At 39.6% G+C, this 11,833-nt stretch carries 12 protein-coding genes; 9 read left to right on the top strand and 3 right to left on the bottom strand.

Going from position 1 to position 11,833, the window contains the following annotated elements:
• From AC1RRY_RS08255 to AC1RRY_RS08245, 3 genes are read right to left on the bottom strand one after another with little or no spacing between them, the layout of a single operon-like run.
• Entirely contained in the window at nt 1–243 is a 243-nt protein-coding gene (locus tag AC1RRY_RS08255) for a T9SS type A sorting domain-containing protein (RefSeq protein WP_492816573.1), read from the bottom strand.
• 11 nt (nt 244–254) lie between these two features.
• Nucleotides 255–1,982 (bottom strand): alpha-amylase family glycosyl hydrolase, encoded by a 1,728-nt coding sequence (locus AC1RRY_RS08250; RefSeq protein ID WP_492816575.1) that lies wholly within the window; start codon nt 1,980–1,982, stop codon nt 255–257.
• Between the two features lie 27 nt (nt 1,983–2,009).
• Complete coding sequence (locus AC1RRY_RS08245) at nt 2,010–2,585, bottom strand: Maf family nucleotide pyrophosphatase (RefSeq protein ID WP_492816577.1); 576 nt, start codon at nt 2,583–2,585, stop codon at nt 2,010–2,012.
• A 318-nt stretch (nt 2,586–2,903) separates the two neighbouring features.
• Between AC1RRY_RS08245 and AC1RRY_RS08240 the strand changes: the two genes are divergently transcribed.
• From AC1RRY_RS08240 to AC1RRY_RS08200, 9 genes are all read left to right on the top strand, one after another.
• Nucleotides 2,904–4,748, top strand: a complete 1,845-nt coding sequence (locus AC1RRY_RS08240; protein ID WP_492816579.1) for a BamA/TamA family outer membrane protein — start codon at nt 2,904–2,906, stop codon at nt 4,746–4,748.
• Nucleotides 4,749–4,852: 104 nt separating this feature from the next.
• On the top strand, nt 4,853–5,311 hold the full coding sequence (locus AC1RRY_RS08235) for a MarR family winged helix-turn-helix transcriptional regulator (protein WP_492816581.1): 459 nt from the start codon (nt 4,853–4,855) through the stop codon (nt 5,309–5,311).
• A 107-nt stretch (nt 5,312–5,418) separates the two neighbouring features.
• Nucleotides 5,419–6,030 carry a YceI family protein gene (locus tag AC1RRY_RS08230; protein ID WP_492816582.1) on the top strand — a complete coding sequence of 204 codons (612 nt, stop codon included), beginning with the start codon at nt 5,419–5,421 and terminating at the stop codon, nt 6,028–6,030.
• A 160-nt stretch (nt 6,031–6,190) separates the two neighbouring features.
• Nucleotides 6,191–7,093: an SDR family oxidoreductase gene (locus AC1RRY_RS08225; protein WP_492816584.1), complete on the top strand. Its 903-nt coding sequence runs from the start codon at nt 6,191–6,193 to the stop codon at nt 7,091–7,093.
• A gap of 183 nt (nt 7,094–7,276) precedes the next feature.
• Nucleotides 7,277–7,441 carry a hypothetical protein gene (locus AC1RRY_RS08220; protein WP_492816586.1) on the top strand — a complete coding sequence of 55 codons (165 nt, stop codon included), beginning with the start codon at nt 7,277–7,279 and terminating at the stop codon, nt 7,439–7,441.
• Nucleotides 7,442–7,822: 381 nt separating this feature from the next.
• On the top strand, nt 7,823–9,010 hold the full coding sequence (locus AC1RRY_RS08215) for an alpha/beta hydrolase family protein (RefSeq protein ID WP_492816588.1): 1,188 nt from the start codon (nt 7,823–7,825) through the stop codon (nt 9,008–9,010).
• A 29-nt stretch (nt 9,011–9,039) separates the two neighbouring features.
• Nucleotides 9,040–9,357, top strand: coding sequence for a Dabb family protein (locus tag AC1RRY_RS08210; protein WP_492816590.1), 318 nt, complete (start codon nt 9,040–9,042; stop codon nt 9,355–9,357).
• A gap of 60 nt (nt 9,358–9,417) precedes the next feature.
• On the top strand, nt 9,418–10,686 hold the full coding sequence (locus tag AC1RRY_RS08205) for a YncE family protein (RefSeq protein ID WP_492816591.1): 1,269 nt from the start codon (nt 9,418–9,420) through the stop codon (nt 10,684–10,686).
• A gap of 157 nt (nt 10,687–10,843) precedes the next feature.
• Nucleotides 10,844–11,764 (top strand): hydroxypyruvate isomerase family protein, encoded by a 921-nt coding sequence (locus AC1RRY_RS08200; protein WP_492816593.1) that lies wholly within the window; start codon nt 10,844–10,846, stop codon nt 11,762–11,764.
• Nucleotides 11,765–11,833: the final 69 nt, after the last annotated feature.

Here is an 11,833-nt window from a genome sequence, read left to right as displayed (position 1 = left end):
TCAGGAATTTTTGATGATTTTCTTTGAACGGATAACTTCATCCTGATTAACTATTACAAAATAAATACCTTCCGGAAGCCCTGCCAGATCAAAATCGTGCAGGGCTTTTGTATGTACTTCTTCCTGCAGAATCTTTCCGGCCAGATTAGACAACTGATAATGCGTTTCAATACCGGGCGGCACTTTTACATATACTTTTTCATCAGGTTCATTATAAAATATAACCAAATCATCTTTTCTCATCCTTATTCGCTTTAATATTTATCTATTTTTTTAGAACTAAACAGGTAGTATTCCCCTGCTTTTAATACTATTTTTTGGTTCTTTTCCGGCACGTATCCGGCTGTTTGTCCAAAAAAATCATACCATTGGCCAACCTCCAAATTACTCTTTACTTCTACTTCTTTCAGATTGAAATTAACCAGAATTCTTATTTTTATATCAGGGTGGTTAATGTTGATTTTCTTCACAAGGCTGTCTGACACCTCAATAAATTCCCCTTCTTTTAATGCAACAATATTTTTCCGTAAATGAATCATTTGTACGTAAACTTCAAATAGTGCCTGTCGGTCAGGCTCTTGTAGATAGTTCCACTTAATAGGTTTTACACCCGTGCGCCCACCGTAGTCAATCGAAATATCGTAGCCGTATTCACCAAATTGCCAGAATAGTTTTGGCCCCGGATACGCAAAAAACAAGACTGCGGCTGCTCTTACTCTGGCCAGTGTAGCCGGTAAATCTTTCAGTTTATGGTGGGCATCATATACAAGGCGTTCTTCATCGTGGCTTTCCATATAACCTACCAGGTGTGCCTCCTTCCATCCTCTGTTCTTATAGCTCAGCCATGCGACACTGTCATTTTTGCCTTTCAGCAGGTTTCTGAACTGATGATTCAGATGCCCCCATAGCAGAAACCCGTAATCGGCCAATTCAGTCTCCTCATCATTGGCAGCCAGATGTTCCAGAATCAGATAACAATTTTTATTGTAGGTTCTGATTTTATCAAAAAGCCTTTTCAGCAGTTTTACACGACTGGCATCATAGCCCGACCACTTTATTACATCCGGATAAGAATGCACCTGGGTGAATCCCTTGGTGAGGTCGAACCGGAAACCATCTATTTTGTATTCAGTAAGCCAGAACCGACAAACATCGTCAAAAAATGCCTGCGTATATTTGCTTTCATGATTAAAATCAAAGAAGACTGAAAAGGGATGTGTGGCTTTTTTATTAAAAAAAGGATGTTCACCTGCTTTAGCGTTGTGCTCATGATAGGCCTTATAATAAGAGAATTTCTTATCAGCATGGTTAAATACTACATCCAATATAACAGCTATGCCATTTTCATGACACTTATCGATCAGATACTTCAAATCATTTTTTGTACCGTAGGCTTTGTCCGGGGCGAAATAAGAAGTAGGGTTATAACCCCATGAATCGTTTCCGGTAAACTCCTGAACAGGCAATAGCTCTAAAGCGTTAATACCCAGTCTTTTGAAATAAGGTATAAAATTGACCAGGTCTCTGTATTTGCGTGACTCCACAAAATCGCGTATCAGCAATTCATAAATAACCAGGTCTTCTTTAGCCGGAGGTATAAACGACTGTACTTGCCAGTGATACTCATCAGGATTAGTCTGCAAAACTGAAACTGTACCTCTGAAAGGATTTTCAAACGGATATTTCTTAAGGTTCGGATAAGTATTAGCCGGAATCAGTTTGTCGAATTGAGGATCCAGAATTTTTTCCGTATAGGGGTCTGCTATTGCAATTTCTCTGTCAATCAGGAACTGATAAGCATATTCGCGTCCGGGTTGCAAATGGTCTATTCTAATCACAAATACCTCGCCATCCGGTTGTTTCTGCATCTCATATTCGTCAGAAACCTGCCAATGGTTAAATTCACCTACCACATGAACCGATTGCTTAAACGGAGCTTTAAAGGTTAAAATAATACTTGTATCACTCAGTTGCTGAATCATTTAGAAGTTATATAAAATTCGTGTGAGCTAACGATCAAGGTATTTTTCCAATTGCTCATAAACCCTGTGAATAGGCAAACCCATAACTGTATAAAATGAACCTTCTATTTTTGTTATGCCTATCATACCTATAAAATCCTGAACGCCATAACTACCTGCTTTGTCGAACGGTTGACATTTCTGAATATAATATTCAATTTCCCATTCGCTCAGTGGCTTAAAAGTCACATAAGTAGTATCACTCAAAGTAATCGTTTCTTCTGCTGTCATTATGCAAACTCCGGTAATGACCCTATGTGTTCGGTCGCTGAGTAGTTTTAGCATCCGGCGGGCATCACTAATATCAGCAGGTTTATTAATGATTTCATTCTCTACTATTACTACGGTATCAGCACACAGAATTATTTCATCCTTTAGATTTTCTTTAAAGCAAGTGGCTTTGTTTCCAGCCAGAAAAGCCGGTACATCTTCCACGGGCATGTCCGGAGAGAAAGCTTCATCGGTAGGAATTACCTTTACTGAAAAATCAAATCCTGCATTGTGCATGATTTCTTTCCGACGAGGAGAATTAGAAGCCAGTATAAGCGGTCTTGTTAATTGCATTGCCAAAAAATTGAAATGCGAAATAAGCAAATACCGGCTAGAATTACGAACATTTACGGAAGTTTTAAAGAACCGGTGGGTATCAAAGGCATATCTGCAAAGCTATATTGACAGCTAACCCCGCAGAACAAAATTAAATTTTCTGTCTGTTAAAAAATTATGCTACCACCATTCTCTGTTTTTTTGAGTTTTTTTAAACAATTTAGTGCTAATTACGATTTAAACTACAATGAATCCTGACAACAAACGTTTTGATAAACGCCAGCTAATACATGACTGCGGTTGCAACGATTTCTGAAAAAATCGTATCTTTTCACCATGAACAAATGGACTTTTATATTTTTACTGGTATCTCATTTTATTTTCGGACAAACCCCTGACTACAAAAAATTTGACAGCGACAAGTCTGCTAAAGATAGTGTGATGTACACAAAACTAAAAACCAGAATGGACCAAAGCAGAATAGGTCGACAGGTTTACAGTTTTTTGTTCAGAGATGTATATAACTCGAACGTACTGAAAAATGAAATTAACCGACTGGATTCTAATCCGTTTGATACCTACGAAGGGAAAACAATCAGCAAAATTATTGTCAGACAATTGGATATTTTCGGGCCAACGGTAAATGATACCACGCGTATCGGAAACAGATTTGAGCGATTTGCCAGTAAAAATTTGCACAGAAATACCCGTCAGCGAATAATCAAAAGGTCATTTCTGTTATTCAGTGAGGGCGACAAGCTGAATCCGCAGACATTGAAAGATACCGAGCGGCTGTTGCGTGCCAATCCCACCATACACGATGCACGTATTCTTGTCGACTTAAATCCTGATAACGAAGAAGAAGTAACCCTGATAGTGCTGGTACAGGATCTATGGTCTATTAACTTTGACGTGGCAGCCAGTGGTATCAACGATTTCAAGTTTGGAATAGAAGACCGCAATTTTCTGGGTACAGGCCATTCTTTTCTTCATAAAGCGACGTGGAAAAAAGACGACCCCTATCAGGCTTTTGGCTACAGAAGTATTTATACCGTACCTTATATCGGCAAAACATTTGTTACCGGACAAATCAGTGCCATTAGTGAACGAGATTTAACTCAATACACAGTAAAGTTTTTCAGACCATTTCTAACGGTTGATACGAAAAACGCGGGCGCAGCCGAGTTTGGTTATTACAAAATAAGAGAGTACAAAAAACTGAGCAACAGTATCATCAATAATGAACTGATTTACCAAACGGGCTATTACTACACCGATGTGTGGTATGGACACGCTTTCAAATTAGAGAAGTTCGAAAATAACGAAAGAATTGTTCTGGCTGCCCGGGTTCAGAACTATAATTTTGGCACACGACCCGAGGTGCGGCTTGACACCAATAAAATTTACTGGGATAGAACCACCGTCTTAGCCAGCATAGGTTATTCAACTCGTAATTATAGGAGAGATGTTCTTATTTACGGCTTTGGTAGAACGGAAGACGTTCCGACCGGTAGCTTACACTCGCTTACTATCGGTCAGGAAAAAACGGAATTCGGCGCCCGGAGCTACGCCGGGGTTCAATATGCGAACGGAACCTATCTGTCACGTAATAACGGCTATCTGTATTTTCTGGCCACTGCCGGTACTTATTTCAAAAAGAAAGCTGCCGAACAAGGTATTTTAAGCCTGCAAAGCTATTATTTCAGTCCTTTAATGCGCTTAGGGCAGGCACAGATGCGTAACTTTATCAATCTTGGTTTTACTTATGGAATAAACAGGGATCCTATTGATTACCTGAATATAAGTGGGCCAGACGGTATAATTGGTGTAAACAGTAACTCTCTGATTGGTGATAAACGATTGACGCTCGGGCTGGAATCGGTATTGTTTTCTAAGAAAAGTCTGATTGGTTTCAGAATTGCCTATTTTAGTTTTGCCAATTTCGGACTCGTAAGCCCAAGCGACAGGTTCCTTTTCTCGAGCAAACTTTATCAGGGTTATGGAATAGGTCTGAGATTCAGAAATGAAAACCTGACCATCAAAACCTTTCAGATCAGAATCGGCTATTATCCGAACATACCTAATATCAGTTCTCCCCTACGCGTTGCTTTTGATGGCACCCAACCTTTCCGTCTGCGCGATTTTGACATCTCTGCCCCAGCTATTATTCCGTTAAGATAATTTTTTTCTGAACTCTGGGAACCATATTTAATTGACACTTGTATTATATGTACTAACATATATTGTTAGATAAAATTTTACCTCATTAGTTATTTACGCAAAACATGTCACTCGAAAAAGATATAAAACAACAAAAGCCTTTTAAGAGTCCATATCAGAAATTAGTGGTGAATATCCTTTTTACGAATAACTGGATGAATAACGACCACATGAATATTCTGAAACCGTTTGACTTGACAGCACAACAGTATAATGTTTTACGGATTCTGCGAGGTCAGTTTCCAAGCCCGATTACCGTAAACGGAATCATCGAACGCATGTTAGATAAAATGTCGAACGCGTCGCGCCTGGTAGATAAGCTTTTGTTAAAAGAGCTGGTAACAAGATGCGATAATAAAGACGACCGCCGCGCATGTGATATAAGAATTACGCAAAGAGGGCTTGATGTACTGAAACAAATTGATGTACTGCAGGAAAGTTGGGAATCGTCATTTTCAAATTTAACAGTCGAAGAAGCTGAAACACTGAGCAATTTATTAGATAAACTCAGAGGCAGCAATTAAACCGAGTCAGAATCGTTATAGAAAAGTAACTATTAAATAATCTACTTAATCTATTGATTATAAAGAATTTTCAATTATTTATTTTAAAAAATCAAATTTCAAAACCAATGAAAATTATTAAAAGTTTATTTACAGTAGCAGTTGCAGGTTTAGTGAGTATTTCAGCAATGGCTGACAATGGCAAAAAAGCGCCTCAAACCTTAAAAGTAGACACCAAAACAAGTACTTTTAACTGGCTTGGCAAGAAAATCACCGGAGAACATAACGGTACTGTCAACATACAGAATGGTAGCCTGGCTGTAGATGGTGACAAATTAGTAGGCGGCGATTTCACTATTGATATCAACACTATCAAAGTTCTTGACCTGAAAGATGCCGATTACAATGCTAAATTGACAGGTCACTTGAAATCAGCCGATTTCTTTGATGTAGCGAAATATCCTACTGCCAACTTTAAAATCACAAAAGCAACTCCTAAAGGTGGTGCTAATTATGACATCACAGGTAATCTGACCATCAACGGTGTTACTCAGGCCATTGCATTCCCTGCTACTGTAAACGTAGACAAAAAAGGTATTGCAACTGCTTCAGCTAAATTTGAAGTAGATCGTACCAAATTTGGTAGCAAATATGCTTCGAAGTCTTTCTTCGATGCCATTGGCGACAAAGCTATCTATGATAACTTTACTGTAGAAGTTAAATTGGCGGCAACAAAATAAGTATTAATAACAGCTTATTGAATTGACATACCATTTCTAAAAAGCCACAGATGAGTGTTTCATCTGTGGCTTTTTTATTTTAGCTTTACGAAATTATTCCAACAAAGTTTTTTCTTGAAATAATACAAATTTGATTCAACAATTAAAAACGCTACAAGCAATGACTTATAACGAACCAATGCTGAGAGATGGTGCCCTGGAGGGAAAAACATTTGTAGTAACTGGTGGTGGCACCGGTCTTGGCAAAGCCATGACTAAGTACTTTCTTCAATTAGGAGCTAATGTGGTAATCAGCAGCCGGAAACTTCAGGTATTGGAAGAAACAGCGCATGAACTCATGCAGGAAACCGGTGGCAAAGTACTACCCATTGCCTGTGATGTACGCGATTACGGAGCTGTAGAAGCCATGAAAGATAAATCTATTGCAGAGTTTGGTAAAGTAGACGGTTTGCTGAACAATGCAGCTGGGAACTTCATCTCCCCTACCGAGCGGCTGTCACACCGTGCCATTGATACCGTAGTAGATATTGTTTTAAAAGGCAGTTACTATTGTGCTTTGGCTTTTGGTAAACACTGGATCGAACAACAGCAGAAAGCAACCGTATTAAGTATTGTGACCACCTATGCCTGGACAGGCTCTGCTTTTGTGGTGCCGTCAGCTATGGCAAAGGCCGGCGTTCTATCTATGACACGCAGCCTGGCAGTTGAATGGGCCAAATATGGCATCAGGTTCAATGCCATTGCGCCGGGGCCTTTCCCAACCAAAGGTGCATGGGACAGATTGTTCCCGGTTGAGGCATTCCCTGAACACCTGCGGGAAAGGTTCTCCGATTTCGGAAATGTACCTTTAAAACGCGTAGGAGAACACCAGGAACTGGCCAATCTGGCAGCCTATCTGATGTCTGACTTCTCGGCCTACATTAACGGTGACGTTATAACCATTGATGGCGGCGAATGGCTGAACGGAGCAGGGCAATTCAACCATCTGGGAGCTATTCCAAACGATATGTGGGATATAATACAGGCTGTAATTAAAGGCAACACCAAACCGAAAAAAGATTAATTGCCCGTGTTTTCGCGAGTCGTTTTACCCTCAGGATTACATTGAAAAAACACATAATCTGCGAGGAATTTTTCCCTCAAATTCATTGAATAAATAATAAGCTATAACCGATGGAATAGATTTTTTATCATATATAAAGAGTTGAAACTCATTTATATTCATGAACATTAATCTATTAAAGCTATGGCAACAATACAAAACAAACAAAGAGATGTGAACCATGCAGGTCCTAAAAACACCATGCGGAACGCACCTCGTGATACACAAGCCGGTAATAGAGACGAAGCACCGGACGCAAGAGATGTAAAAACCAGTTCTGAAAAGCCAAAATTAACAGAAAAAGAGTAGTTTTCTATGCAATAAAGGCCGCATCCGGATTTTAACTGAACCTGATGCGGCCTTTATTTTATTCTCTTCAAAACAGCACATCTTTCGGATTATAACGTCAACCCTTTCTGAAACGCCGGCTTACTAATATTCTCATTCTTTTATTAAAGAATTCCCTCACTGCTTCGTTATAGAAATGAATATCTCTTCTATTGACAATAAATAACTGCCTGAACATTCGAATAGAATGCCGAAGTAACATCAAATAAATCAATGGTATAAATTTCAATATCTCTTAAAGATATTGTTACCTATATTTTAATTAATCCAAAAAAGCATATTGGCGGCAAGGCTAATTCAATAAATTTAATAACTTTGTCATCAGTTGCAATCATACACTACATGAATAACAAATACTTTAAGTATCTCATAATATCTGTTACAATTTCCATATTTGCATGGTCATGTAATGATACTTCTGAGCCCTCCCCACAGCCTGTCGTACTCGTTAGTTCAACTTTAGTTAAAGAATACTCAAAAGAACAACTCCTAGCCGCTTTAGGGTCAGGTCAGCAATCATTTGCGCTGTTTATCAGGGGCGGAGTAAAACAATATAAATTAGTTTACAAAACTAAAAATACAGATGGTACCGAGATTCAGGCTTCTGGCGCTTTAATAATACCAACCATCCCGAATCTCACTTCTGCACTGCCATTAGCGAGTTACCAGCATGGCACCATTTTCGCTGATGAAGATGCCCCCTCTTACTTTTCAAGTGATGGAGAAGGCATGCTCGCATCTTTAGTGGCAACTTTAGGCTATATTGTTGCTGCACCCGACTACATAGGTTTCGGGAGTAGTAATCAGCTGCTACATTCTTATGAACATCGGGAAGGCCTGGCAACAGCTAGTCTGGATATGGTACGTGCGGCAAAAGAGTTTATTACAATGGAAAAAGTAAACTGGAACAAGAAGCTTTATATAGGCGGCTATTCAGAAGGTGGTTATGCCACACTGGCTTTGCAGAAAAAAATTGAAGAAGAAACACCCAATGAATTTGACCTGAGGGCCTCTAGTTGTGGTGCAGGAGCCTACAATAAAACACTTAGTTTCAAAACCTTTGCAAGCACTACCTCAGACGGAGACCCAACCTACAACGCTTCTTATATATGGGTTTTGCTTACATACGACCGCATCTATAAGCTGAATCGTACAATGAGTACTTATTTTGTAGAGCCTTACGCAAGCCAGATACAAAAAGATAAACAGAATGTTGTCATTCCTGTTAGCTTTAATGCAATCATTACCGACACATTTAAGCAAGGATTGATTAACGGCACCGATACGGCTTTGCTCAATGCCGTTAAAGATAATGACATCTTTGACTGGAAGCCCAAAACACCAACGCAGTTAACGCATGGTACTGCAGATACCTATGTACCCTATTTCAATACCCAGACTGCTTATGATGCCATGATAAAAAAGGGTGCTACGAATGTAAAACTTAATGGTATCAACAATGGCACACACACTTCTACCATAGAGTCTTTCCTGCTGTCGACTGTCACCTTCTTTGCTAGTAATCAATAAATTAAATATATAACTAAACATCACCTAACATGGCTAATTTGAAAAAAGGATTTGTTCACACTGTATTTTTCTGGTTAAAAGATAAAAACAACCAAGCCGACCACAAGGCTCTGCATGAAGGTCTGCTGGAATTATCTAAAATAGATTTAATTCAGACAGCCTATGTAGGTACCCCTGCTGATACTAACCGTGCGGTTATTGACTTTTCTTATCAGTTCTCTATCACATTTATATTCGATACACCCGAACAACAGGCTGAATATCAGACTCACCCGGATCACCTGGCATTCGTAGCGAAATGCTCGCACCTGTGGGAGAGAGTAGCAGTTTATGATGCTGAAAGCTAAAAAAGTTTCGTAGAAACTACCTTTTGGAATTCCGCATTTTAAACTAAAGTCGTACTAATCATGAAGAACTTCCTAGCCCCGGTATTTTTATTCATTAGTATTACTTCTTTTTCTCAGAACTTAGAGTTTGATGCCAAGGGAATAATTGCCATTTCAGATGCTGATCTGGCAGCTTCTGCTTTTATTGATGGTAAATTGTATAAAGAAAAAGGAGTAAAAGACGCGCTTACTTCTGTGAAATTCCCTTTGGGTATGTCATATGACGAAGTAAAGAGTGTCGTTGTGTCTAATTCGGTGGTTGGTCATGCTAAGGCAATGGCAATCTCTCCGATTCACCACCTGGTCTATGTAGCCGAAACCCGTGGCGTAGTGTCCGATAATATAGCCGAGCTGAAAAACCCGGGTGAAGAACTACCCTCAGGTGGGTTCATTACTGTGGTTGATATAGCCGATTTGGCACATCCCAAAGTGTTGTATAAATTCCCTACCGGAAAAAACCCTATTGGTATAGATATTAGCCCCAAAGGAGAGTATCTGGTGATATGCACCGAAGAGGAAGGAAAAGAACTACAGGTATTGGAGTTGGATACTAATGGTAAACCCGTGAGAGTGATACATAAACCACAGGGTTTGCCCTCTGGAAAAATAATAGATGTAAGCTGGCATCCTAATGACAATTACATTGCCTTCAACCTTGCCGATAGCAAAGAAATAGGTTTACTGAAAACAACCCGTGACGGCCCTACCAATAAAATTATCCGCCTTGAATTACAGGGTAAACTGCTGAAAGTGGGCTCGTCTGCAACCTCAGGATTATTTACACCTGACGGCCGGTTTTATATCCTTTCTGATAACAAGCAGGGAGAACAAGGCGCCGACGGGGAGATTTTCGTTATCAAGTTTAGTTTGGAAGGAACCTCCGAGCATTATCCCATAACCAGAACCAAGGTGGGACAGAACCCTGAAGGCATCGCCATTAATCCTGACGGGAACCTGGTTGTAATAATCAATTCGCGAAGAACACATTATGCCTGGGAAAATGCTGCCATAACCAGAAAGGCCTCTCTTAGCCTGATGAAATTGACGTCAGACGGAAGCCTGAATCATGCCGGCACTTATGAGTTCGAAGGTATTCTGCCCAAAAATGTTTCTTTCGACAAAACCGGAAAAAACATTGCAGTAACCGTATTTGATTATTTTAATTACGGCAAGCATTTTGGCGCCATCGAATTCTGGAAAGTAAAACAGGGAGATAAACCGGCTTTACAAAAACAGGATTTCAAACTTTTTATGCCCCGAGGCTGCCATGCATTGTGCGTACTCAAATAATTTGCTTATTAATAAGTCAAAGATTGGTTGTATTACCTACAATCAATCTTTGTTTTTTTAAGGATTACACATTTGTAATACAGACTCTCAAAGAATTTGCTAATTTTAACTTCATTTTATTCACCCTCACAAACCATCGCTAATCAGCACAATTACAATGAAACGTAGAAATTTTATTAAAAACACTTTCTCTGTAGCCGGTGTATCGGCTATTCCGTTTACTGACAAACTGAATATTCTTTCTGGTCAGAACAATTTTAAAATTAAATATGCCCCTCATTTCGGTATGTTCAAACATTCAGCCGGTGAAGACCTGATCGATCAGTTGAAGTTTATGGCCGATACTGGCTTTACAGCTTTGGAAGATAACGGCATGATGGGCCGCACACCTGAAATGCAAAGCAAAATTGGCGACACTATGGCCAAATTAGGCATGCAAATGGGTGTATTTGTAGTTGACAAAGGTGGTAATGGTGCAAACACTCTGGCTGCCGGAAAAAAAGAGTACGTTGATATATTCCTGAATGGTTGCAAACGTGCGGTTGATGTTGCCAAACGTTCTAATGCAAAATTTGTAACAGTTGTGCCCGGTGATTTTGAACGTAACTTACCCATAGGCGTACAAACCGGTAATGTAATAGATGCCCTTAGACGTGGCGCTGAAATTCTTGAACCACACGGCATTGTGATGGTACTGGAGCCATTGAGTGATTCACCGAATCTGTTCCTGAGAACATCAGACCAGACTTATGAAATATGCCGTGGTGTCAATAGCCCGTCGTGTAAGATATTGTTTGATATCTACCACATGCAAAAAAATGAGGGCCATATCATACCGCATATTGACTGGACCTGGAGTGAAATCGCCTATTTCCAGATTGGTGACAACCCGGGCAGAAAAGAACCAACAACAGGGGAAATCAATTACAAGAATATCTTCAAACATGTTTACAATAAAAGTAAAGCTGAAAACAAAACCTTTATTTTTGGTATGGAACACGGCAATGCCAAACCGGGCAAAGAAGGCGAACAGGCGTTGATTAAAGCGTATATTGAATCAGATAGTTTTGAAATATAGCAAAGCAAAAAGGGCAGAAGGAATGAAATCACTTCTGCCCTTTTCTATTTTTACAGATTGAAACCAGAT

The organism is Emticicia sp. GW821-FHT11C11 (genome assembly GCF_058808615.1).
Note: the sequence above shows the minus strand (reverse complement) of the source record. Positions and strands in the feature narration are given on the sequence as shown.

Bases quoted from the DNA above. Each gene is read 5' to 3' on its own strand.
- AC1RRY_RS08240 (WP_492816579.1), top strand. From the start codon at position 2,904: ATGAACAAATGGACTTTTATATTTTTACTGGTATCTCATTTTATTTTC.
- AC1RRY_RS08255 (WP_492816573.1), bottom strand. From the start codon at position 243: ATGAGAAAAGATGATTTGGTTATATTTTATAATGAACCTGATGAAAAA.
- AC1RRY_RS08230 (WP_492816582.1), top strand. From the start codon at position 5,419: ATGAAAATTATTAAAAGTTTATTTACAGTAGCAGTTGCAGGTTTAGTG.
- AC1RRY_RS08245 (WP_492816577.1), bottom strand. From the start codon at position 2,585: ATGCAATTAACAAGACCGCTTATACTGGCTTCTAATTCTCCTCGTCGG.
- AC1RRY_RS08215 (WP_492816588.1), top strand. From the start codon at position 7,823: ATGAATAACAAATACTTTAAGTATCTCATAATATCTGTTACAATTTCC.
- AC1RRY_RS08250 (WP_492816575.1), bottom strand. From the start codon at position 1,982: ATGATTCAGCAACTGAGTGATACAAGTATTATTTTAACCTTTAAAGCT.
- AC1RRY_RS08205 (WP_492816591.1), top strand. From the start codon at position 9,418: ATGAAGAACTTCCTAGCCCCGGTATTTTTATTCATTAGTATTACTTCT.
- AC1RRY_RS08220 (WP_492816586.1), top strand. From the start codon at position 7,277: ATGGCAACAATACAAAACAAACAAAGAGATGTGAACCATGCAGGTCCT.
- AC1RRY_RS08235 (WP_492816581.1), top strand. From the start codon at position 4,853: ATGTCACTCGAAAAAGATATAAAACAACAAAAGCCTTTTAAGAGTCCA.
- AC1RRY_RS08225 (WP_492816584.1), top strand. From the start codon at position 6,191: ATGACTTATAACGAACCAATGCTGAGAGATGGTGCCCTGGAGGGAAAA.
- AC1RRY_RS08200 (WP_492816593.1), top strand. From the start codon at position 10,844: ATGAAACGTAGAAATTTTATTAAAAACACTTTCTCTGTAGCCGGTGTA.
- AC1RRY_RS08210 (WP_492816590.1), top strand. From the start codon at position 9,040: ATGGCTAATTTGAAAAAAGGATTTGTTCACACTGTATTTTTCTGGTTA.